Raw genomic sequence first — 21505 nt, forward strand, 5'->3', positions numbered from 1 at the left:
GTAGCCATGGCCAACGTCACGCTGCGTAATGTCCGCAAGACCTATGCCGGTGGTTTCGAGGCCATCAAGGGCATCGATTTCGACGTCGGCGACGGCCAGTTCTGCGTGCTGGTCGGCCCCTCGGGCTGCGGCAAATCCACGCTGCTCCGCATGGTCGCGGGCCTGGAGACCATCACCGGCGGCGAGATCGATATTGGCGGGCGTGTCGTCAACCGGATCGAGCCGGCCGACCGCGACATCGCGATGGTGTTCCAGAACTACGCGCTCTACCCGCATATGAGCGTCTACAACAACATGGCATACGGCCTGCGCAACCGCGGCATGGCGGAGCCCGAGATCAAGACCCGCGTCGAGGAAGCCGCGCGCATTCTCGAACTCGGCGCCATGCTCGAGCGCAAGCCACGGCAATTGTCCGGCGGCCAGCGCCAGCGCGTGGCGATGGGCCGCGCCATCGTGCGGCAGCCGAAAGTGTTCCTGTTCGACGAGCCGCTGTCGAACCTCGACGCCAAGCTGCGCATCGCCATGCGGGTCGAAATCCGCAAACTGCAGCGCCGTCTCTCGACGACCTCGATCTACGTCACCCACGACCAGCTCGAAGCGATGACGCTGGCCGATATTCTCGTGGTCATGAACGGCGGCCAGGTCGAGCAGATCGGCAACCCGCTCGATATCTACCAGAAGCCGGCGACCACCTTTGTTGCCTCCTTCATCGGCGCGCCGCCGATGAATCTGATGCCGCTGCGCTCCGACGAACTCAAATCGCAATTGGCCGGCGATATCAGGATCAGCGAGGCCGGCATCCTCGGCATTCGCCCTGAGGATTTCGTCATCACGAACGAAACGGTTTCCGGCGGCGTGGCGCTTGGCCTCACCGTGGAAGCGATCGAGCGCGTCGGCGCCGAAACTTTTGTTTACGGCACAAGGCAGCACGAGGTTCAGGGCGTCGCCGCCACGCCCGGCGAACTGCCGCCGGGCGAGGTGATCGTGCGGATTCCCGGCGCCGTCGGCCCGGCCATTGGCGAGCGAATCAGGGCGGTTGCGGCCAGCAGCAAGCTGCATCTTTTTACCGCCGACGGCCGCAAGCGAGTGGACGGGTGATTCGTCATTCCGGGTTCGCTTCGCGCCCGGAATGACATCGGAAATCGCCCGCCGCGGCCGATTTGCACAGCTTTCAGAGGCGCTTGAACCGTTCCCAAATCACCCCCATATTCTCTGGTGACCGGACGGCAAGTCGGCCGGCCGGTTGAATGGGGCGCCGCAAGGGCCCCTCAAAGTCGCTTCGAGAGGACTTTGTAATGTCTCGTGTTCCTTCGTTATCCAGTCCGTTCCTGCTTGGGTTCGACGAAATCGAGCGTGCGCTCGATCGCGTCGTCAAAGGCGCCGACGGTTATCCTCCCTACAACATCGAGCGGTGTGACCGTGCCAACGGCCAGCCCGAACGGTTGCGCATCACGCTCGCGGTAGCGGGTTTTACCCGCGACCAACTCGATGTAACCACTGAGGAAAACCAGCTCGTGATCCGGGGCCGCCAGCAGGACGACAAGGCCCGGCAATACATCCATCGCGGCATCGCCGCGCGCCACTTCCAGCGCACCTTCGTGCTGGCAGAGGGGATGCTGGTGCTGGGCGCGGATCTGAAAAACGGGCTGTTGTCGATCGACCTCGCCAGGCCGGAGCCTGAAAGGGTCGTTAAGACAATTGCTATCAATGAGCACGAATAATGGAACAAGTAGCGGACTCGACCGCTTAGACCCAGAAGGAGTCGAGACCATGAGTGACGTGAGTGTTACCTTCGAATCCGAAAAGGTTTCCGTTGAGGCACTGGCCCATCTTGGTGAAGGCCACATCGCCTACGTGAAGCAAGTCCGTTCCGAGGACGTGCCGGGACTGTTTCCGCAGGCGCCGAAAATCGCGCCAGGGCTGAAACTGTTCGCGCTGCATGCCGCCGACGGCACCCCGATCATGCTGACCGACAGCCGCGAAGCGGCGATCGCCAACGCATGGAGCAACGAGCTTCAGGCTGTCAGCGTGCACTGAGGCGGTTTGCCGTTGTCACTGACGCAGCACTTGCTGCTGTCACTGACACAACTTCGCTGGCGTCGTTCACGTGATGCCGAGCGAGTGTGAGAAGAGGGTTTCGGATACGCGGGCCTCGCCCGCGTATCGTCCTTCATAATAATTTCGAGTTCCTCACGCCGCGCGCACGGTCGAAAGGAATTTCTCCACCTCACCCTTGAGATGATTGCTCTGTCCCAGCAGGGACCGGGCCAGCCCGTGCACATGCGTCGATGCCGCGCCGGTATCGGTCGCGCCGCGGTTGACGTCGGTGATGCTGCCCGCGACCTGCGTGGCTCCCTGCGCCGCCTGCTGCACGTTGCGCGAGATTTCCTGCGTCGCAGCGCCCTGCTCTTCCACAGCTGCCGCGATCGCCTGCGAGATTTCCGCGATGCGGCCGATGGTGCCGCCGATTTCCTGAATGGCGGATACCGACTGATTGGTCGCCGACTGCATCTGGCCGATCTGCTCGCTGATTTCCTCGGTCGCTTTCGCGGTCTGCGCGGCAAGCGCCTTGACCTCGGATGCGACGACGGCAAACCCCCGTCCCGCCTCGCCGGCGCGCGCCGCCTCGATGGTGGCGTTCAGCGCCAGCAAATTGGTCTGCTCCGCAACCGCGCTGATCATCTTGACCACTTCGCCGATCCGGCTGGCGGACTGGGCGAGATCGGCAATCCGCGCATTGGTCTGTTCGACCTGACTGACCGCCTCGCGGGAGATCTTGTGCGAATCCTGCACCTGGCGGCTGATCTCCGACACCGACGAGGCCATCTCTTCCGCGGCCGCCGCGGCGGATTGCGCGTTGGCCGAGGATTGCTCCGATGCGGAGGCGACGGTCGCGGAGAGTACCTGGGTCACTTCGGCGGTCTTGGTCAGTTGTCCGGCCGATGATTCGAGTTCGGAGGAAGCGGTCGATACGGTCTGGATGATTTTTCCGATCGCGGAATCGAAGCCGTCCGCCATCTGCTGCATCGCGGCCTTGCGGTCGCCTTCCGCCTTCCGCTTCAGGTTGGACTGCTCCTGTTCCATCGACTGAACGCGCTGCGCGTTGTCCTTGAAGACCTGGACCGCGCGCGCCATGGCGCCGACTTCATCGCCGCGGCTGAGCGCCGGAACCGAAACATTGAGGTCGCCACCAGCGAGCCCCTTCATCACGTCAGTCATTGCCGCGATCGGGCGAATGACGCCGAATGCCACGCCGAAAATGCCGGCGCCGATGACGAGAAACACCGCGGCCGAAACGCCCCACAATACCCAGGTGAATGTGCTGACGCGCCCCGTCGCCGCGACTTCCGTCGCCGCGTTCTGGTCGTTGGTCTGCTTGACGATGTCGTCGATGATGGCACGGTGCGCGGTATACCGCGCGGTGATTTCAGCATAGGACTTCGCCGCCGCGGCGCTGTCGCCCTTGGCGAGCGCAGGCAGCAGCCCCTCCTGGATCGCGGTCCAGAAGCGGCGCACCTCGCTATCGGATTTATCCACCAGCTTGGTCTTGAGCGCCGGGTCGAGGTCGGACTTGACCCAGAAGTCCCGCCGCTCGTCATATTCCTTCTTGAGCTGCGCGATCCGCTCGCGATGCGCCGCAAGCTGCGCCGGATCGTGCAGCACGAGGGTGGCCTCGAGATAGGCCTCGATGACGTATTCCGGCGGCGGCAGAATGTCGGCGATCAGGTCGTTGCCGAGCTTGATCTGGTTATAGAGCGGACCGCCGACCTTGAGCTGCGACAGCCCGTAAACGCTGGTGGCAATCACGGCACCGAGGCCTAATGCGGTAACTAGTCCAAAAATCAATATCGCGCGCGAAATCGTCAGCCGCAGCGTCATGGCAATGTTCTCCGGGTAATGAAAAATCCCAGCGAATGCAATAACTGCTATTTAGCTTAAAATTGCGTTTATCCGGTCCGCTACCAACCGGAGAAACCGCTGGTCCCCTTGACGAACTACGCCGCGCTCGCCGGCGGCAGGGCGAGCACCGAATAGATCGCCTGGGCATCGCGCGAGGCCCGCAGCTTCTTGGCGACGTCCTGGTCGCGCAACAGCCGCGCGATTCGCGCCAGCGCCTTCAGGTGATCGGCGCCGGCGCCTTCCGGCGCCAGCAGCAGGAAGATCAGGTCGACCGGCTGGCCGTCCATCGCCTCGAAATCGATCGGGCGCTCCAGCCGGGCAAAGAGTCCGAACAGCTTTTCCAGTTTCGGCAGCTTGCCGTGCGGAATGGCGACGCCGTAGCCGACGGCGGTGGTGCCCAATTTCTCCCGCTGCAACAGCACCTCGAACACCGAACGTTCGTTCTGGCCGGTCAGGGCGGAGGCGCGCGCCGCCAGCTCCTGCAGCGCCTGCTTCTTGCTGATGACCTTCAAAGCGGGGAGAATCGCCTCGGGTGCGACCAGATCGGTAATCGTCATGGGGCGTTCCGAGGTGAATTGAACCGTCAGGTTGCGAGATAGGTTCTAGAACCGGGGCGTCAAGAAGATCGGGAGGCGGGCTTAGACCCGGGTCCCGATTTGGGGGCTTCTACTCCAACGCATGCGCGGTGCCAACTCCCGAAGGGCCAGTTCATGCGCCCTATGCTTAAGGGCGCGGACCATAGGGAGGGTGGCTGGGGGCGTCAATGCCATCGGGAAGATATCTCAGGGGGTAACCGAGGGGGGATCGACCCAGCCGACATTGCCATCCGTCCGGCGGTAAATGATGTTCACCCGGCCGCTGGAGCCGTGCTGAAACACGACGCAGGCGGCCCCGGTCAGGTCGAGTTCCATAACCGCTTCGCTGACCGAAAGCCGCTTCAGCGACGTGGTCGCCTCGGCAATGATGACCGGGCTATAGGAGGTAACCTCCTCGTCGCCCTCCGCCGGCGCCTCGATCACATAGCTCGGCGCATCGAGCCCCGGCCCATCCATCTCAGCGAGCGCCGCGGAGGCCGCATAGGCCTTGCGGGCCGAGCGGTCCTTCAGCCGACTCTTGTAGCGGCGCAGGCGCTTCTCGATCATCAGCAGCGCCTGGTCGGCGCTGGCATAGGCATCGGTGGCGTTGGAATCGGCCTCCAGCGTAATCCCGGAATCCAGATGCAGTGCGCAATCGGTACGGAAGCCGAAGCCATCCTTGCTCAGCGTGATGTGGCCGGAATAATTGCCGTCGAAATACTTTCGCAGGACCTCATCGGTGCGCTCGCTGACGCGCGAACGAAGGGCGTCGCCGACACTGATGCTTTTCCCGGAGATCCGAAGGGTCATTTGGTGCCTCACTTGATGCCTCGACTACTCTGGTAGTTCGATGTTGGAGGGTGAGTCCTTTCGATGAACCGGTGTCTCTTTCCCGCTCACGGCGGGGAACCGAGACTATCGCGATTTGACGCGAACGCAATCAGGCCGGGGCCGTATCGCGGGACCGGTCAGAGGAAGTGGCGGGAGCGGAAAGGGCGTTACCGAGCATGCTCTGTTTGTCGCGGCGGCGCTGGACCGAGGAAGGAATGCGCATCGCTTCGCGGTATTTCGCGACCGTGCGTCGGGCAATATCAATGCCGGATTCGCGCAATCGTTCCACGATAGTGTCATCCGAGAGGATCGCGCTTGGGGCTTCCGCGTCGATCAATTGCTTGATGTGGTGACGGACCGCTTCCGCCGAATGCGCCTCGCCGCCATCGGCCGACGCGATCGAGGCGGTGAAGAAATATTTGAGCTCGAAGCTGCCGCGATTGGTCGCCATATATTTGTTGGCGGTAACCCGCGACACCGTCGATTCGTGCATCTGGATCGCGTCCGCCACCGCCTTCAGATTCAGCGGCCGCAGATGCGCGACGCCATGGGTGAAGAAACCGTCCTGCTGGCGCACGATTTCGGTGGCCACTTTCAGGATGGTGCGGGCGCGCTGATCCAGCGCGCGAACCAGCCAGGTCGCGTTCTGCAGACAATCCGTGAAATAGGATTTGTCGCCGTCCTTGCGGATCGTCTTCGACAGCTCGGTGTAATAGACCTGATTGACCAGCACGCGCGGCAACGTGTCGCTGTTGAGCTCGACATGCCAGCCGCCGTCCGGGCCGGGCCGCACATAGACGTCAGGCACCATGGTCTGCGTGCGCGCCGAACCGAATTTCAGGCCGGGCTTGGGATCGAGGCGGCGGATTTCACCGATCATGTCGGTGATGTCTTCGTCGTCGACGCCGCACAATTTGCGCAGAGAGGCGATGTCGCGCTTGGCCAGCAGATCGAGATTTTCCACCAGCGCTTGCATCGCGGGGTCGTAGCGGTTGAGTTCGCGGAGCTGAATTGCGAGGCACTCGCTCAAATTCCGCGCACAGACGCCGGGCGGATCGAATTTCTGCAGCACGGTCAGCACCGCATCGACATCCCCTTGCGAGGCGCCCAGCCGCTCGGCGGCCTGTCCCAGATCCGGCGGCAGGTAGCCGGCATCGTCGACGAGATCGATCAGATACTGCCCGATCATGCGCTGCGCCGGCGCGCTGAACGCCACCGCAAGCTGTTCGGCGAGGTGGCTGCCGAGCGTCACCTCGGCGGCGACGAAGGCTTCCAGATTGTAGTCGTCGTCGTTGGAGGCGCCGCCGCCCCATTCGGTGTAGGCGGTCGGTGCCGCATCCTGCGCCACCCGAGCGGCGGCTTCGGCGGGCTCTTCGGAAAAGACGTTGTCGAGCGGGGTGTCCAGCGTCTGTTCGATCTCGGTGCGGCTGCCGAGGTCACGGTTCAGCCAGTCCTCCTGGCCGGGCTCGAAGGCCTCGCCGGCGGGGCCTGACGCCATATCGGAGGCATCGCCGCCCTCGTCGCCATAGCTGCCGGAATCGCCCGAATCGGAGAATTCGGCACGCTCAGTGGCCGGCTCGCCCGCCACCGGGGCTTCGGGACCGTCGCTGGCCCGGTCCAGGAGCGGATTGCGCTCCAGCTCCTCCTCGACGAAAGCCGACAGGTCGAGATTCGACAATTGCAGCAGCTTGATCGCCTGCATCAATTGCGGCGTCATCACCAGCGACTGCGACTGGCGGAACTCTAGTCTCTGCGTCAGCGCCATGAGGCCAAGAACCGATCCACTGAAAAGTTGGTCCGATTCTTGCTTATATTAGTCCAGAGCCCTTGTACACGGCTTGACGCGTGCGAAAAAAGGGTTAGAGGCGGAATTCCTCGCCAAGGTAAAGGCGGCGTACATCCGGATCGTTGACGATTTCTTCCGGACTGCCCTCTGTCAAGATCTGCCCGGCATAGACGATGTAGGCGCGGTCGGTCAGCCCTAGCGTTTCGCGCACATTGTGGTCGGTGATCAGGACGCCGATGCCGCGGTTGGTGAGATGGCGAACGAGATCCTGAATGTCGCCGACCGCGATCGGATCGATGCCGGCAAAGGGTTCGTCGAGCAGCATGTAGTTCGGACGCGTCGCCAGTGCGCGCGCGATTTCGACGCGGCGGCGCTCGCCGCCGGACAGCGCAATCGAGGGCGATTTGCGCAAGCGCGTGATGTTGAATTCATCGAGCAGCGAATTGAGTTCGGCCTCGCGCTTCTTCCTGTTGGGCTCGACGACCTCGAGCACGGCGCGGATGTTCTGCTCCACGGTGAGGCCGCGGAAGATCGAGGCTTCCTGCGGCAGATAGCCGATGCCGAGCCGCGCGCGCTGATACATCGGCAGCTTGGTGACGTCGTGGCCGTCGAGTTCGATGGCGCCGCGATCCGCCTTGATCAGTCCGGTGATCATGTAGAACACCGTGGTCTTGCCGGCGCCGTTCGGGCCGAGCAGGCCGACCGCCTCGCCGCGGCGAACATAGATGCTAACACCGCGCACGACCTGGCGGGTGCCGAAACTCTTTTCAACGCTGTGCACGGCGAGGAAGCCGGGCCGCTTGATCAGCCGCGGCGCTTCGCCGCCATTGGGCTTGGTGTTGGACTTGGCGTTGGACTTGGAGCGAGGCGCCTGCGCACGGGGACGCGAGTCGCGCGGCGGCTCGACGTCGGGCTGCGGCTGCGGCAAGTCCAGCCCGGGCAGTGCGGCGGAGCGCGCCATCGGCGGCCCATCGTGCACCGGGCTCTTCAGCATGTCGCCGAAGGAATCGCCGAGCGCGGTGATGTCGTCGCGCGAACGCGCAAATCCGGGAGCACCGCGTTTCGCGGGGCGTCGACGGAACATGCCGAGTAAATCCACCATCCCGCTTCGCTTACGCCTTTCACGGTGATTCCGCGACGCGTCCGCCGGCGAATCGCTTCGCTAGCGAACCATGAATGAATGGATGTCCTGCCCAGCGAAACACCCCGCTGTGCGCCCTGCCCAGTAGATACAGCCTCGCACCGCCAGCTTCAACTGCACGAGCCCTAAATATTCTTTAAGGCACTGATCTGTCTTATTTTTTGCCGGGAATCAGCGACGGTATGGCCACCGGAGCCTGCTTCGCGCCACCCGATCCGGACCCGCAATTCTCTCCCTGTATGAACATGCCCTGCACCTTGTTGGTGTCGGATTCGACGCGCGACACGCCGGTCGTCATATCGACCTTGAGGCGGTCGCCTTTGAGCACGTTCTTGCACTGGGTGAGCACGACTCCACCCGCCATGGTGATGAGGTTGGCCCGCGTGTCGAAGATCGCGGTCTCCCCGGTCACGACCTGGTCCTTCTGCGTGACCACGACAGAGCCCCTGGCCTCCAGCCGGCGGATCGATGAACTGCCGCCAGGCCCGGGGGTCGCCGACTGCATCGACCCGGATTTCGATCCCTTCGGCGCGGCGGGCTGCGGCGCGGCCGGCGCAGGCGTCGCCGGCGCCGGGCCGGAATCGTAAAACACCACCAGAAACTTCGAGGTCATGGTGGTGTCGCCCTGCACGACCTTCACGTTTCCGGAGAAGGTCGCCTCCTTTTTCTTGTCGCGCATTTCGAGCGACGCCGCCTCGATCTGAATCGGCTGATCGCGGTTTTGCGAAAAGCCCTGCATCGCATTCGGCACGCCCGACATGGCGCCTTGCGCCAAGGCGTCACCGGAGGCGATCAACGCGAGCGCAAGCGCTGCGGCCGCAAAACTGCGCGAGAAGAACTGCATCATTGATATCATTTCGTGTTGGCTGACTTGCCCGAGATTGACCGCGTCCTCGGCGGTGGCGGCGGTTCAGGCTCGGGCTCAGGCGCCGGTGGGCTTTCCATGATCAGGTTCATCACGACATTGCCTTCGAAGCGCACGATCTCGCCGCTGTTGATGATCCTGAGCCGGTCGGCGGTGAGCGTGCCGTTCAGCAGCTTGACGTCGACAGGCTCGTCCGACGTCACCGTTCCCTTGTTGATGTCGACATAGGCCTGCGAAAGCTTGGCCTCGTAACCGGTGGAGGATTGCAGGAAGATGTCCTTGCGCAGGTCCAGCATCTGCTGCTTGCTGTCGAAAAATCCCGTGCGCGCATCCATGGTCACCGTGCTCTTGTCCTCCATCATGACCTTGGCCCGCAGCGTCTGCAGCTCGACGTGATCGGGGTCGGTCAGATCCTGAATCGCGGCCTTGGCCCACAATTCGTATGGACGCTGGTCGGTCGAGAAACCCGCGAGGTGCGGCGTTTCCATGGTGATCTTGGTGCCGGAGACCACGAGATTGCTGATGTCGACGGGCAGCTTCGCCAGCCCAGCCTGGAACGGGTTCAAGAAGACCTGGATCAGGACGATACTGGCCAGGGCCAGCAGCACGGCCGCCGGGACCGCGACCCGCAGCAACCGCACCATCCGGCTGTGGCGGGCGGCCGCGGCAAAGCGGGCCTCCATTCCGGTGACATAGGCTGGGTTCTGTACCGAGTTCACCGTTGCTCCAAGGGGCCGCCAGGAACGACAAGACAGCGTCATTCTACCCGCAATCGCGGGATTATGCAGCCTGGACACGCGCTATGAGTGTGACCGAAACGGGGCGGAAGCAGGTACCCCGGCGCTTCAAATGGTCTCGTTCACGAATGCGCGAAGATGTCCTCGGCCTCCCAGCCGCCGAGATCGAGCTTGGCCCGGGTCGGCAGGAAGTCGAAACAGGCTTGCGCCAGCGGCGCGCGGCCTTCGCGCGCCAGCATGGCGTCGAGGCGCTCGCGCAAGGCATGCAGATGCAGCACGTCGGACGCGGCATAGGCGAGCTGCGCCTCGCTGAGGCTCGCTGATCCCCAGTCGCTCGACTGCTGCTGCTTCGACAGGTCGATATTGAGCACCTCGCGCACCAGATCCTTCAGGCCGTGCCGGTCGGTATAGGTGCGGGTCAGCCGCGAGGCGATCTTGGTGCAGTAGACCGGCTGCGGCATCACGCCAAACGTGTTGTAGAGCACGGCGACATCGAACCGGGCGAAGTGAAAGATTTTTGTGATGGCCGGATTGGCCAGCAGCGCCTTCAGGTTCGGCGCATCGGTGTGGCCTTGCGGGATCTGGATGACGTCGGCGCTGCCGTCGCCGTTCGACATCTGCACCACGCAGAGCCGGTCGCGATGCGGATTGAGCCCCATGGTCTCGGTATCGATCGCCACCGAATCCTTGTAGCGGGACAGATCGGGCAGATCGCCGCGATGCAGGCGGATGGTCATGAAGGAAAGCCTCGTATTTCAGGGTCGATTCGACGGAAACACTAGCGCCCGGAGCCGCGGGAGGCGAGCGGTTGGGCATGGCTTATAGGACGGGAAATGGCAGCTTGGTGGCGATTTTGTCCGCTTACAGGACGTTCGGCTGCCAAGTCAGCTGCCATATTGGCTGCCATGGGTGCCACGGCGACGCCGCCATCGTTGCGGCCGGCTTCGAGAGCACGAGCCAATCAGGCGGTCTTCCCCTCAGACGATTTCGGCGGCTGAAGCTCCGGGCTATTGGCCCAGCGGTCGAGATTCTCGATAACATCAGCATGGCTCGGCCGCAGTGGAGGCGGCGGTGTCTGCTCTTCGGACAGCTTGCGCGGTAGCTTGATGTTCTCGGTCATGGGCATGCTCCACGCCGCAAGCATGCGCTCGCGCAGACCCAAAATCAACCATTAACACATTGTTTTTACTGTTGTATTTAGCTAATTTGGCGTCGAAATCGCGTTAGATGGAACCAGTACCAAAGAAGTCCGCCCGCGGGACATAATGGCCCGGCGATCTCGAACCCGGCGCGCCCTCCACGACGACCAAATCCTCGGCGAATTGGTACCGGGGTGAAGCTATGGTTCGCGACGTCATCTTGCTGCTCGGGCTTGCCCTCGACCTCGCCGCCTGCTCGCCATCCGGCGACTTCGCGGCATGCACGGCCGGCGACGGCGGCCCTGACGCGATCAGCGCCTGCTCGCGGATCGTCCTGGTCGCGGAAATCCCGCTGCTCGGCCTGCAATTCGATGACCGCGACCTCGCCAAGGTTTACATGGCGCGTGGGCGCCATCTCGCCGCCAAAGGCGATCTCAAGGGCGATCTCGATACGGCGATCGGCGATTTCGGCAAAGTGATCCGGCTCGAGCCGCGTGATACGCAGGCATTGCTCGAGCGCGCCGCGGCCTACCAGAAGCGCGGCGACTTCGATTTCGCCATCGCCGACCTGAGCGAGCTGATCGGCCGCGACCCGCGGCGGGCAAGCCATTACGCCGCACGCGGCAAGGCCTATCAGACAAAGGGCGACGACGAGCGCGCGCTCAAGGACCTCAGCCAGGCGATCGTGATGGATCCGGGCGATCCGTTCTACAAGGTCGCTCGCGCGGCGAGCCACCGCCGCAAGCGCGACTACGACGGCGCCATTACCGACGCCGCCGCGGCAATCGCGATCCAACCCTACTTCGCCGTGTTCTATGTCGAGCGGGCCGACAGCCTGCTGCGCAAAGGCGGCAGCACCGAACGCGCGCTCGCCGACCTCGATCAGGCGATCAAGCTCGAGCCCGGCCTGGCCATCGCACACAGCCGCCGCGCCGTCGTCCTGACCTTGATGAAAGCGCACGGCGAGCCGCTCGCCGAAGCCGAGGAAGGCGTACGGCTCGATCCGAAGTCAGCCGAGGCGCGGGTGACGCGCGGCATGATTGCGCTCGGCGCCGCCCAGCGCGAGCGCGCGGCGGCCGACTTCAACGAGGCGATCCGCCTCGATCCGAAACATGCCGAGGCCTACGAGGCCCGCGGCATCCTGCGGCGCGCCGACGGCGACCTCGATGGCGCCATCCGGGATTTCGGCGAGGCGATCCGCCTCGACCCGCGCATGGTCGGCCCCCATGTGCAGCGCGGCGGCATGTTTCGCGAGCGTGGCGCGCACGACAAGGCGCTCGACGACTTCACGCTCGCGATCCGCAACGCGCCGATGCAGGCGGGCCTCTATATCGAGCGTGCGCAAAGCCACGAGAAGCTCGGCCGGCTGCCGGAAGCGCTCGACGATTTCCGCGTCGCGCGCGGGCTCGACCCGCGGATGCCCGCCGCAAGCGAAGGCTATGCGCGCGTCGAGGCGGCGTTCGCGGCGAGCGGCCGGCCAAAGCCGTCGGGAAATCCCTGAGTTCGGCGCGCAAGGGAGCCTATCACTGATTTGGCAGATCCGGCGCGTGAACCTGCCAGAAGGTCCGACGGCACGGCCTGTATCTGCTGCTTCAATGCTGAATTCGATACAGCACGGCAAACGGCGCGGCATGCACCGGCGTCAGACCTTCAGGCGTTGACGGAAGAAGCGCCGGCGGGTCGATCAGCAGCACGGCGTCGAAGTCGGCACGCCAGCTCTTCAGGTACGGCGCCTGCTTCAGCCTGGCGGCAGGCGCATCCGCGTCGGAAAGCCAGGCAAAATCCACCGGGCCGCCGGGAGACTGCGACAGCGACCTGAACTCCGCCGTCACCTCCATCGGCTGTTGTGCGGGATCTGCGAATAGCAGGGGCCAGGACGCGCGCTGTTCGATCACCATCAACGCGCTCAACTGACCGTCGAGCCGGGAAATTCCGGGCAGCGCCCATTCCGGTCGTTCGGCATAGGTCCCGCTCGCCCGCGGGCCATGGGCGATCATCACCCGCGAAGCGGGCGCGATCTGCGCCATCGCTCCGCGTAGCTCCGCCAAGGTCTGCCGATGGTCAATCCAGGTTGCGGCGATGTAAATCGTGCGAGCGCCGATCAGCGTCGCGAAGATCACGCCGGCCACCAGGGCCTGTCGCGGGCTCAGCGATGGCCTGAACCCGGCGAAGAAGAGCAATCCAACGATCATTCCGAGGCGAACGTCGACGAAGGTGCCACCTTTGATCTCGGAAGGCGCCATCAGATAGACCATCGCCAGAATTCCGAGAGCGATCCAGACCCCCGGGCTCACGCGCGTGCCCCGCCAGGCGATGGCAAGGAAGCCGATGACAATCACCGTCGTCCACAGCGTCAGCGAAATATTCGTGGTCATGAATGGCGTCAGCAACGTCCACAATTTGTAGCCCACGCCGGCGATCGGCGCCGGAGCCGCCGCGCCCGCGGCCAGCGGAGCCGCCAGATACAGCACCACCGCCGGGCTGATCGCGATCGCGAGCAAGATCCCTGTCCGCGTCACTTCGGCCGCCGTCAATTTTCCGGCGTGGCGTGAGGCGGCCAGACGCGCGATCTCGTCGGCACCGATCAACAACGCGAACACCAGCACGCCAAACAGATGGCAGAAGAACAGTACGGGCGTCGCCACCACGGCGTACGCGACCGCAGCCAGTGCTTCACCGCGCCGTCGCAGTACAATCCAGCCGGCCGCGGCCGCGAAGGCCAGTCCCAGCCCCAGCAGAAAGTTCATGAATCCAAGATGGAAGATACCGTTAAAAGCGAGGGTGCCTGACGCCAGCGGCCAATATGAAAATTCACCGAAGACGCCACGGCTAAAGACGACCACGCCCGCCACTGGCGCGAAAAGACTGAAGGCCAGCAGGATCCGGCCCCCGACGTGAACATCGGTGAGTCTCAAAAGTCCGGCGCCGAGCACATCCATGCCCAAATTTGGAATCAATCCCCAACGCGGAAGATACATCTGCGACAGCACGGGATCGCCCGGATGCGCCAGCACGAAGTAACGTGCCAAATGGTTTGGATAGTCCAGTATGGGGGGCACATCGACGAGGAAGAGGGGAATCGCCAGCACGACCACAAGCGCCAGCGCCGTCAGGAGCCAGCGCGAACTCGGTCCGCGCTGCGCGGACATGTCGACTTGCCCTTCTTGAGGACGGTCAGCGGCGGCCGAATTCATGCGAAACCCGGTGTCACTCGATCCGGCCTGGCAGCTGAGAAGCCCGGCCGGGATTTAATGGGATCTGCGCGGCTCACATCGGCCCCGCGGCAGCCGCCGACGACAGGGTCGCCTTCAAGAACCGCTATCAGACCGTCGCAAGTTGCATACTGGCAGTTAAATCATTCTTACGTTGCGCGCTTGATGGTGATCAGGGTTGATGGGATTTGATCGGTTTCAGCGCCCAACCGGAGTGAGCATCGTCGTGACCAGCATTGACCGGCAAATTCGCAAGGCGGAGTCCGCTGTTAAAGGGCGCTCGCTCGATGCTCGGCGATTCCATAGATCCTGAAAATCAACAGCTCCTTGATGAGACAGAAGCGATCTGGGCTTCGTCCACGCAGCAGCGACGCGGCGACTAGCTGCCGCCGCCGGCGGATCAAACCGCCCGCATTTTCGCGAATCATGGGCAAGGGCAATGGTGCCCAGGAAAGGACTCGAACCTTCACGGCCGTGAAGCCACTGGCACCTGAAGCCAGCGCGTCTACCAATTCCGCCACCTGGGCCCGGGCGGGTTAGTAAGGAACGGTCACGCGCTTGTCAAATCGCTTCAATGCCGCCCAAATACGCTGTACAGCGGCCGCGTGTTGGCGTATCGCGAATCCGCTAAATTCAACCGATATCTCTCGAATTCGACCCGCAGGAATTGACCATGGCATCGAACCTGGAAACGCTCGTCACGGTTTTTGGCGGATCGGGGTTTCTGGGGCGAAACGTGGTCCGGGCGCTGGCCAAGCGCGAATACCGGATCAGGGTGGCGGTGCGTCGGCCGGAACTGGCCGGGCACCTGCAGCCACTCGGCCGGGTCGGCCAGATCCACGCCGTGCAGGCCAATCTGCGCTATCCGGCATCCGTCGAGGCGGCGATGCGCGATTCGCAAGTCGCAATCAACCTGGTCGGCACCCTGGCCGAGAGCGGCGCGCAGACCTTTGACGCCGTACAGGCCAAGGGCGCCGAAACGGTCGCCAAGGCCGCCGCTGCCGCAGGCGCCCGGATGGTGCACGTGTCCGCGATCGGCACCGACGAGAACTCGCCCTCGGGCTATGGCCGCTCCAAGGCATCGGGCGAAAAGGCCGTGCTGGCCGCCGTCCCCTCCGCCACGATCCTGCGGCCCTCGGTGGTGTTCGGCCCCGAGGATCAGTTTACCAACCGCTTTGCGGCGCTGGCCCGGATATCGCCCTTCCTGCCGCTGATCGGCGGCGGCGTGACCCGGATGCAGCCGGTCTATGTCGGCGACGTCGCGACCGCGGTGGCCAATGCCGTCGACGGCAAGACCGCATCTGGGGCGACCTACGAGCTCGGCGGGCCGGAAGTGCTGACGATGCGCGAGATCATGGAAGTCATCCTCGCGATCACCGGGCGCAAGCGCATGCTGATTTCGCTGCCGTGGGGTTTGGCGAAGATGCAGGCGATGTTCCTGCAGTTCGCGCCGGGCATGCTGAAGCTGACGCCGGACCAGGTGATGATGCTGCAGTCCGACAATGTGGTATCGGACGCGGCGAAGTCCGCGGGCCTCACGCTGGCAGGCCTCGGCATCACGCCGGAGTCGATGCAGGCGATCGCCCCGCAATATCTCTGGCGCTTCCGCGCCGCCGGGCAGTTCCAGCGCATGAGCGTGTAGTTTTTCGTAGGGTGGGCAAAGCCACCGGGTCGCGCGAATGCGCGCCCGATGACAGGCTCCGCGCGCCCACCATTGCGAGCTCGGTGTTGGATGGTGGGCACGGCGCAAGAACGCCTTTGCCCACCCCTACGAATCCAACAATTTTGGATCCCTACCGCCCCAGCGCCAGCGCGATCAGGCCGAGCGTGCCGAGGATGACGCGCCACCACGCGAAGAACGTGAACCCGTGGCGGGTGACATAGGTCAGGAACGTCTTCACCACGATCGCCGCGGTGATGAACGACACCACGAATCCGATCGCGATGACGCCGATATGGTCGACCGTCATCTCGCCGCGGTTCTTGTAGAAATCATAGGCGAACGCGCCGACCATCGTGGGGATCGCGAGAAAGAACGAGAACTCCGCCGCCGATCGCTTGTCGCCGCCGAGCAGCATCGCCGCCACGATGCTGGCGCCGGAGCGCGATACGCCCGGAATCATCGCGACGCATTGCGCGATGCCGATCCACAGATACATCATCAGCGGATAGCGCGTGGCGTCGTCCTCGCGCGGCTTGAGATTGAGCTGATCGACCCACAGCAGGATCGCGCCGCCGACGATCAGCGTGAAACACACCACCCACGGATTGAAGAGCAATTCCTTGATGTACTTGCCGACAGCCAGGCCGACGACCACCGCCGGCAGGAACGCCACCAGCACGCCGATCACGAACCGGCGATCGTCGGGATTGGTGAACATGCCGAGGGCTACGCGTGACAGCTTGACGAAATAAAGCATCACGATCGCAAGAATCGCCCCGAGCTGAATCAGGATCACAAAGCTCTGCCAGAAGGCGCCCTCGCCAAGGCCGAAGAAGCGTTGCGCCAGCAGCATATGGCCGGTGGAGGAAACCGGGAGAAATTCCGTGATACCCTCGATGATGCCGAGAATCACCGCCTTCACTGCATCAGACATCATGCTGTGGTCCGTTTTTGACTGGAAAAGCCGGGCCCTTCTCGCCTATTCGATCCCATGCCGCAATCGCAAAAAAACGGCAAAACACCATTGTCTCGCGCGTTTGCTTGGCTAGTGTCGCGATTCGCATGACGCGGCTTGAGGGTTCCTCCAGCGCCGCGACTTTGACTTAGGGATTTTATGTACACGCTCTATCATCATCCGTTCTGTCCGCATTCGCGCTTCATTCGCCTGGTGCTGGGCGAACACGGCCTCGACCTGCGCCTGGTGGAAGAACGGGCCTGGGAGCGGCGTGAAGGGTTTCTCGTGCTCAATCCTGCGGGCACCACGCCTGTCTTGATGGCTGACGGATTTCCGCCGATTCCGGGCGCCGGGATCATCGCCGAATATCTCGACGAGACGCACGGCCTGGAGGCGGGCGAGCGGCGACTGTTGCCGGCCTCGATGGCCGAGCGTGTCGAGGTGCGCCGGCTGATGGCGTGGTTCAACGAAAAATTCTTCGAGGAGGCGTCGAACCCGCTGGTGATCGAGCGCATCTACAAGCGTTTCATGAGCGAGGAGAATGGCGGCGGCGCGCCGGCAACAGACGTAATCCGCGCAGCCAAGGTCAATGTGCGCTATCATCTGGCCTATATCGGCTGGCTGGCGCAGACGCGGAACTTCCTCGCCGGCGACCGGCTGACCTACGCGGATCTCGCCGCCGCGGCGCATCTTTCGGCGATCGATTATCTGGGCGATGTGCCATGGCACGAGGACGAGGCGGCAAAGGCGTGGTACGCGCGGGTAAAATCCCGCCCGTCGTTCCGCCCGCTGCTCAGCGAATGGCTGGCGGGCGTGCCGGCGTCGCGGACCTACGTGGACCTCGACTTCTGAACAAGGGCGCTAAACTCTCCGCCGCCGATCTGAAGGCCGCGCTCAAGCGCGAGGCGGAGACGCTCGGCTTCGACTGCATCGGCGTCACCGATCCCGACGCGATCGGCACTGCCGGCAAATATTTTCGCGAATTCCTCGATGCCGGCGCGCATGGCGACATGGACTGGCTCGCCGCCCAACCCGAACGGCGGATGGATCCGCGCGTGCTGTGGCCCGGCGTGCGCTCGATCATCATGCTCGGCGTCAATTATGGACCCGATGACAATCCGCTCGCGCTTCTCGAACAACGTGCGCGCGGCGCAATCTCCGCCTATGCGCAGGGCGACGACTATCACGACGTCATCAAGAAGCGGCTGAAGATGCTGGCGCGATGGCTGGTCGCCGCGTCAGGTGACGAGGTGAAAGTATTCATCGATACCGCAGCGGTGATGGAAAAGCCGCTGGCGCAGGCGGCGGGGCTCGGCTGGCAGGGCAAGCACACCAACCTGGTCTCGCGCGAGTTCGGCTCGTGGCTGTTTCTCGGCGCGATCTTTTCCGCATCCGACCTGCCGCGCGACGCGGCGGACGGCGATCATTGCGGTTCCTGCAATGCTTGCCAGGAGATCTGCCCGACCGCGGCGTTCCCTGCGCCCTACAAGCTCGATGCGCGGCGCTGCATCTCCTATCTGACGATCGAAAACAAGGGCCCGATCCCGCGCGAGTTTCGCAAGAGCATCGGCAACCGCATCTATGGCTGCGATGATTGCCTCGCCGTGTGCCCGTGGAACAAGTTCGCGCAGCAAGGCCGCGAGGCGAAACTGGCCGCGCGGGCGGAGTTACGTGCGCCGTCGCTGGCGGAGCTGGCGCGGCTCGACGACGCCGCCTTCCGCGCGCTGTTTACCAAATCGCCGGTCAAGCGCATCGGCCGCGACCGTTTTGTCCGCAACGTGCTGATCGCGATCGGCAACGCGGGTGATGCATCGCTGGCGCCGGCGGCCGAACGCCTGCTGGATGATGCAAGCCCGCTGGTTCGCGGTGCCGCGGTGTGGGCGCTGTCGCAGCTGATGGAGCGGGAGAGGTTTGACGCGCTGGCGGCGAACGCGGTCGGCGTCGAGACGGATGAAGATGTCCGCTCGGAATGGCGGCAAACCTCCGTCGTCATGCCCTGCGAAGGCGGGGCATCCAGTACTCCCGGGCATCTCGGCTGAACCGATATGTCACGGCGTACTGGATCGTCCGCCCCAGTGCGCAATTGCGCGCAAGGCGGACGATGAGAGGGACATCCAAATCCGCCATGGTCGCTCGCCATGACAAAAAATCAGCCTTTCTTCACCCACGATCGCGTCAACGATAGCTTCATGCCCACGCCGGTTGCGAACGGAGCCTGGGACCCCAATTCCCTGCACGGCCGTGTCGTTGTCGGCCTGCTCGCCCATGTGATCGAGCAGCGCCACGGCTCCGACGATTTCGTGCCGGCGCGGCTCACCGTCGACATGTTCCGCCTTCCCAACATCACGACGCCGATCGAGGTCACGACCCGGCTTATCCGCGACGGCATGCGCATCAGGGTGGTGGAAGCCGAGTTCATCAGTGGCGGCACCCGCATGGCGCGCGCCTCCTGCCAGTTGTTGCGCAAGACGGAAAACGCGCCGGGCAATGTCTGGTCGCCGCCGAACTGGGATGCGCCGAAGCCGTCGGACATTCCAAAGCCCACCGATCCCAGGCTCGGCATGAACGGCAAATGGACCACGCGGCCGATCGTAGGCCACATGGGTGCGCTCGGGCCGCGGCGGCTGTGGATGAGCGAGGTGCGCGAACTCGTCGAGGGCGTGCCGATGTCGCCCTTCGTGCATGTCGCCACCGGCGCCGACTTCGCCAGCCCGTTCGCCAATGCCGGCGACCAGGGCCTCGGCTACATCAACAGCGACGTCACGCTCCATCTGCATCGCTTGCCCGTCACGCCATGGGTCGGCTTCGAGGTCGTCAACCACCACGCCACCGACGGCATCGCAATCGGCGAATGCTGGCTCTATGACGAGCAGGGTCCGATCGGGACGTCCACGGTCGCGGCGCTCGCGCAGCGCAAGCCGACGACCAACGTGCCGCCGCCGTAGTTGCCGCAGCCGTCATTGCCTGCGACAAACGCGAAGCGTTTGCGCAAGGGAGCGTAGCGACGAAGCAATTCACTCTTCCTTTGTGGCGCTATGGATTGCTTCGCTTCGCTCGCAATGACGTGGAGAGACCGTCACTTACGCCAAATGCCGCTTCATCTCCGGCCGCGCCTTCAGCGCGGCGCCTTGCTTGGCAACGATCTTGACGATGCGCTCCGGCGCAAACTTGATGTCGACAAAGGCCGGCGCGGTGTTGGCGACCTCGTGGTACTCTGCGATCTTGCCATCGCACAGCCGCATGATGGCCACGCCCTCGAACATTGCCCGCGCCCCCTCGGCTTCCGGCAGCGTCGAGCGGTAGCTGAAGGTGTAGCGCGCATACAGCGTCCGTCCGTCGCTGACGGGATCGTGCATGTCCCAGCGAAAATCGGTGGCCGTGCGATAGAACCAGTCGTCGATCATCCCTGCGATTTTCGCGCGGCCTTCGAACGCGCCGTAAAACACGTCGTGATAGACGCCGTCTTCGGTGAACAGTTCCGCGAACGCCTTGCCGTTGCGCTGCTCGACGGCGTCGCAGAAGGCGCGGAGCATGGTGGATGCGTTCATGGCGTTGTCTCCCCGCTCGCTTTTTCTTCCCCTCTCCCCTTGTGGGAGAGGGTGGATCGAATGAGCGTCAGCTCATTCGAGACGGGTGAGGGGTCTGTCTCCGCGGATAGAGACCCCTCATCCGCCTTCGCTATCGCGAAGGCACCTTCTCCCACAAGGGGAGAAGGAAGGAAGAGAAAAACTCACCCCATCTCCGCCACCGCCGCCATGATCCGTGCGATGTCCTGCGGGCGCGACAGGCGGTGGTCGCCGTCCTGGATCATGGTCAGTACCACGTCCTCCGCCGGCAGCCGGTGCGCCAGCGCGAAGGCGTGCTGCCAGGGCACATCAGGATCCTGCGCGCCCTGCAGGATGCGCACCGGGCATCCGACCTCGATGGCGCTGCCGAGCAGCAGATGGTTGCGGCCCTCCTCGATCAGCGCGCGCGTGATCGGATAGGGCGCGCCGTCGCCATACTCCGACGGCCGCATCCACACGCCCTTGGTGCTGATCTCCTCGCGAACCTCGTCAGAGAAAGCGTTCCACATCAATTGCTCGGTGAAATCAGGCGCCGGCGCAATCAGTACCAGCCCGGCGAGCGTCGCCTGCTTCGCCTCGCGGCTTGCGATGGCGCGCGCCAGCAGCAGCGCCATCCAGCCGCCCATCGACGAACCGATCACGACCTGCGGCCCCCGGCAGAACTGCTCGAACACGGCGATGGCCTCTTCCAGCCAGCGGCCGATGGTGCCGTCGATGAAAGCGCCGCCCGATTCGCCATGGCCGGAATAATCGAACCTGATACAGGCGCGGCCATGTTCCGCGGCCCAGGCGTCCAGCGCCAGCGCCTTGGTGCCCCTCATGTCGGAATTGAAGCCGCCCAGCCAGAACAGCCCGGGCCCGCCGCCGTCACGGGCGCGCACCGCGATCCGGCGCTGGCCAGCGCCCTCTCCCACCTCGATAAAGGTCGGTTCCTGGTCGATTGGTGCTGAATTGGTCATGGATCTGTCACTCTCGCCCCGTTGCTTTGTCCGTGAGCGCACTTCATCGGTCAAGCACGACCGCCCGGCGCTTGCGGATCGGCCCGCCGCGCTATATTTGCCGCACGTGACCGAAATGCCTCGCATTTGACGGTTTTCGGGCGCAGAGCGTGAGTTCGCTTGCTGTTATCAGCGTA

The 21505-nt window shown here is 63.9% G+C and carries 21 protein-coding genes and 1 tRNA gene; 8 read left to right on the plus strand and 14 right to left on the minus strand.

Translation table 11 applies throughout. From position 1 onward, the window contains the following. Positions 1-6: 6 nt before the first annotated feature. From V1286_RS34200 to V1286_RS34210, 3 genes are all read left to right on the plus strand, one after another. On the plus strand, positions 7-1098 hold the full coding sequence (locus V1286_RS34200; protein WP_334487492.1) for a sn-glycerol-3-phosphate import ATP-binding protein UgpC: 1092 nt from the start codon (positions 7-9) through the stop codon (positions 1096-1098). A gap of 197 nt (positions 1099-1295) precedes the next feature. After that, complete coding sequence (locus tag V1286_RS34205) at positions 1296-1721, plus strand: Hsp20 family protein (protein ID WP_057839164.1); 426 nt, start codon at positions 1296-1298, stop codon at positions 1719-1721. Between the two features lie 49 nt (positions 1722-1770). Further along, positions 1771-2037: a BQ00720 family protein gene (locus tag V1286_RS34210; protein ID WP_028347912.1), complete on the plus strand. Its 267-nt coding sequence runs from the start codon at positions 1771-1773 to the stop codon at positions 2035-2037. A gap of 153 nt (positions 2038-2190) precedes the next feature. Here V1286_RS34210 and V1286_RS34215 read toward each other — a convergent pair whose 3' ends face one another. The 9 genes from V1286_RS34215 to V1286_RS34255 form a co-directional block, all read right to left on the minus strand. Then, positions 2191-3879 (minus strand): methyl-accepting chemotaxis protein, encoded by a 1689-nt coding sequence (locus tag V1286_RS34215; RefSeq protein WP_334487494.1) that lies wholly within the window; start codon positions 3877-3879, stop codon positions 2191-2193. A 116-nt stretch (positions 3880-3995) separates the two neighbouring features. Beyond that, positions 3996-4457: a PTS IIA-like nitrogen regulatory protein PtsN gene (ptsN, locus tag V1286_RS34220; protein ID WP_028347914.1), complete on the minus strand. Its 462-nt coding sequence runs from the start codon at positions 4455-4457 to the stop codon at positions 3996-3998. A gap of 225 nt (positions 4458-4682) precedes the next feature. Next, positions 4683-5285: a ribosome hibernation-promoting factor, HPF/YfiA family gene (gene hpf, locus V1286_RS34225; protein WP_334487497.1), complete on the minus strand. Its 603-nt coding sequence runs from the start codon at positions 5283-5285 to the stop codon at positions 4683-4685. 130 nt (positions 5286-5415) lie between these two features. Next, a complete protein-coding gene (gene rpoN, locus V1286_RS34230) occupies positions 5416-7071 on the minus strand; it encodes an RNA polymerase factor sigma-54 (protein ID WP_334487499.1) in 1656 nt (551 codons plus the stop codon). Between the two features lie 94 nt (positions 7072-7165). Continuing rightward, the gene (gene lptB / locus V1286_RS34235; RefSeq protein WP_334487502.1) at positions 7166-8194 is read right to left on the minus strand and encodes an LPS export ABC transporter ATP-binding protein; all 1029 of its coding nucleotides are present in this window, start codon (positions 8192-8194) and stop codon (positions 7166-7168) included. Positions 8195-8387: 193 nt separating this feature from the next. Next, positions 8388-9080: an LptA/OstA family protein gene (locus tag V1286_RS34240; RefSeq protein WP_417021212.1), complete on the minus strand. Its 693-nt coding sequence runs from the start codon at positions 9078-9080 to the stop codon at positions 8388-8390. Positions 9081-9085: 5 nt separating this feature from the next. Then, positions 9086-9817, minus strand: a complete 732-nt coding sequence (gene lptC, locus V1286_RS34245) for an LPS export ABC transporter periplasmic protein LptC (RefSeq protein ID WP_334487507.1) — start codon at positions 9815-9817, stop codon at positions 9086-9088. Positions 9818-9957: 140 nt separating this feature from the next. Beyond that, the gene (locus tag V1286_RS34250) at positions 9958-10572 is read right to left on the minus strand and encodes a ribonuclease D (protein ID WP_334487509.1); all 615 of its coding nucleotides are present in this window, start codon (positions 10570-10572) and stop codon (positions 9958-9960) included. A 224-nt stretch (positions 10573-10796) separates the two neighbouring features. Then, positions 10797-10955, minus strand: coding sequence for a hypothetical protein (locus tag V1286_RS34255; protein WP_334487512.1), 159 nt, complete (start codon positions 10953-10955; stop codon positions 10797-10799). 221 nt (positions 10956-11176) lie between these two features. Here V1286_RS34255 and V1286_RS34260 point away from each other — a divergent pair, with 221 nt between their 5' ends. After that, positions 11177-12475: a tetratricopeptide repeat protein gene (locus V1286_RS34260; protein ID WP_334487515.1), complete on the plus strand. Its 1299-nt coding sequence runs from the start codon at positions 11177-11179 to the stop codon at positions 12473-12475. A 91-nt stretch (positions 12476-12566) separates the two neighbouring features. Here the strand turns inward: V1286_RS34260 and V1286_RS34265 are convergent, their stop codons facing one another. Both V1286_RS34265 and V1286_RS34270 read right to left on the minus strand, forming a co-directional pair. Beyond that, complete coding sequence (locus tag V1286_RS34265) at positions 12567-14168, minus strand: hypothetical protein (RefSeq protein ID WP_334487518.1); 1602 nt, start codon at positions 14166-14168, stop codon at positions 12567-12569. A 458-nt stretch (positions 14169-14626) separates the two neighbouring features. Continuing rightward, positions 14627-14713, minus strand: a tRNA-Leu gene (locus tag V1286_RS34270). 146 nt (positions 14714-14859) lie between these two features. Between V1286_RS34270 and V1286_RS34275 the strand changes: the two genes are divergently transcribed. Then, a complete protein-coding gene (locus tag V1286_RS34275; protein ID WP_334487520.1) occupies positions 14860-15828 on the plus strand; it encodes a complex I NDUFA9 subunit family protein in 969 nt (322 codons plus the stop codon). A gap of 151 nt (positions 15829-15979) precedes the next feature. On the opposite strand, the gene V1286_RS34280 is transcribed toward V1286_RS34275, so the two are convergent. Then, positions 15980-16786, minus strand: a complete 807-nt coding sequence (locus tag V1286_RS34280; RefSeq protein ID WP_334487523.1) for an undecaprenyl-diphosphate phosphatase — start codon at positions 16784-16786, stop codon at positions 15980-15982. A 177-nt stretch (positions 16787-16963) separates the two neighbouring features. On the opposite strand from V1286_RS34280, the gene V1286_RS34285 reads away from it, so the two are divergent. The 3 genes from V1286_RS34285 to V1286_RS34295 all read left to right on the plus strand — a co-directional run bounded on the left by V1286_RS34285 (position 16964) and on the right by V1286_RS34295 (position 19749). Then, complete coding sequence (locus V1286_RS34285; protein ID WP_334487526.1) at positions 16964-17656, plus strand: glutathione S-transferase family protein; 693 nt, start codon at positions 16964-16966, stop codon at positions 17654-17656. Further along, positions 17605-18843, plus strand: coding sequence for a tRNA epoxyqueuosine(34) reductase QueG (queG, locus tag V1286_RS34290; RefSeq protein WP_334487529.1), 1239 nt, complete (start codon positions 17605-17607; stop codon positions 18841-18843). Before V1286_RS34285 ends, queG begins: the two co-directional genes overlap by 52 nt. Positions 18844-18942: 99 nt before the next feature. Then, on the plus strand, positions 18943-19749 hold the full coding sequence (locus V1286_RS34295; RefSeq protein ID WP_334487532.1) for an acyl-CoA thioesterase domain-containing protein: 807 nt from the start codon (positions 18943-18945) through the stop codon (positions 19747-19749). Positions 19750-19884: 135 nt separating this feature from the next. Here the strand turns inward: V1286_RS34295 and V1286_RS34300 are convergent, their stop codons facing one another. Together V1286_RS34300 and V1286_RS34305 are read right to left on the minus strand one after the other, a co-directional pair. Then, complete coding sequence (locus V1286_RS34300) at positions 19885-20352, minus strand: nuclear transport factor 2 family protein (protein WP_334487534.1); 468 nt, start codon at positions 20350-20352, stop codon at positions 19885-19887. A 182-nt stretch (positions 20353-20534) separates the two neighbouring features. Beyond that, the gene (locus tag V1286_RS34305; RefSeq protein ID WP_334487536.1) at positions 20535-21329 is read right to left on the minus strand and encodes an alpha/beta hydrolase; all 795 of its coding nucleotides are present in this window, start codon (positions 21327-21329) and stop codon (positions 20535-20537) included. Positions 21330-21505: the final 176 nt, after the last annotated feature.

Origin of the sequence: Bradyrhizobium algeriense, from assembly GCF_036924595.1 — a bacterium.
In the GTDB taxonomy this organism is placed as follows: Bacteria; Pseudomonadota; Alphaproteobacteria; order Rhizobiales; family Xanthobacteraceae; genus Bradyrhizobium; species Bradyrhizobium algeriense.

Bases quoted from the DNA above. Each gene is read 5' to 3' on its own strand.
- V1286_RS34200 (WP_334487492.1), top strand. From the start codon at position 7: ATGGCCAACGTCACGCTGCGTAATGTCCGCAAGACCTATGCCGGTGGT.
- V1286_RS34205 (WP_057839164.1), top strand. From the start codon at position 1,296: ATGTCTCGTGTTCCTTCGTTATCCAGTCCGTTCCTGCTTGGGTTCGAC.
- V1286_RS34210 (WP_028347912.1), top strand. From the start codon at position 1,771: ATGAGTGACGTGAGTGTTACCTTCGAATCCGAAAAGGTTTCCGTTGAG.
- V1286_RS34215 (WP_334487494.1), bottom strand. From the start codon at position 3,879: ATGACGCTGCGGCTGACGATTTCGCGCGCGATATTGATTTTTGGACTA.
- ptsN (WP_028347914.1), bottom strand. From the start codon at position 4,457: ATGACGATTACCGATCTGGTCGCACCCGAGGCGATTCTCCCCGCTTTG.
- hpf (WP_334487497.1), bottom strand. From the start codon at position 5,285: ATGACCCTTCGGATCTCCGGGAAAAGCATCAGTGTCGGCGACGCCCTT.
- rpoN (WP_334487499.1), bottom strand. From the start codon at position 7,071: ATGGCGCTGACGCAGAGACTAGAGTTCCGCCAGTCGCAGTCGCTGGTG.
- lptB (WP_334487502.1), bottom strand. From the start codon at position 8,194: ATGGTGGATTTACTCGGCATGTTCCGTCGACGCCCCGCGAAACGCGGT.
- V1286_RS34240 (WP_417021212.1), bottom strand. From the start codon at position 9,080: ATGATGCAGTTCTTCTCGCGCAGTTTTGCGGCCGCAGCGCTTGCGCTC.
- V1286_RS34250 (WP_334487509.1), bottom strand. From the start codon at position 10,572: ATGACCATCCGCCTGCATCGCGGCGATCTGCCCGATCTGTCCCGCTAC.
- V1286_RS34255 (WP_334487512.1), bottom strand. From the start codon at position 10,955: ATGACCGAGAACATCAAGCTACCGCGCAAGCTGTCCGAAGAGCAGACA.
- V1286_RS34260 (WP_334487515.1), top strand. From the start codon at position 11,177: ATGGTTCGCGACGTCATCTTGCTGCTCGGGCTTGCCCTCGACCTCGCC.
- V1286_RS34265 (WP_334487518.1), bottom strand. From the start codon at position 14,168: ATGAATTCGGCCGCCGCTGACCGTCCTCAAGAAGGGCAAGTCGACATG.
- V1286_RS34275 (WP_334487520.1), top strand. From the start codon at position 14,860: ATGGCATCGAACCTGGAAACGCTCGTCACGGTTTTTGGCGGATCGGGG.
- V1286_RS34280 (WP_334487523.1), bottom strand. From the start codon at position 16,786: ATGATGTCTGATGCAGTGAAGGCGGTGATTCTCGGCATCATCGAGGGT.
- V1286_RS34285 (WP_334487526.1), top strand. From the start codon at position 16,964: ATGTACACGCTCTATCATCATCCGTTCTGTCCGCATTCGCGCTTCATT.
- queG (WP_334487529.1), top strand. From the start codon at position 17,605: ATGGCTGGCGGGCGTGCCGGCGTCGCGGACCTACGTGGACCTCGACTT.
- V1286_RS34295 (WP_334487532.1), top strand. From the start codon at position 18,943: ATGACAAAAAATCAGCCTTTCTTCACCCACGATCGCGTCAACGATAGC.
- V1286_RS34300 (WP_334487534.1), bottom strand. From the start codon at position 20,352: ATGAACGCATCCACCATGCTCCGCGCCTTCTGCGACGCCGTCGAGCAG.
- V1286_RS34305 (WP_334487536.1), bottom strand. From the start codon at position 21,329: ATGACCAATTCAGCACCAATCGACCAGGAACCGACCTTTATCGAGGTG.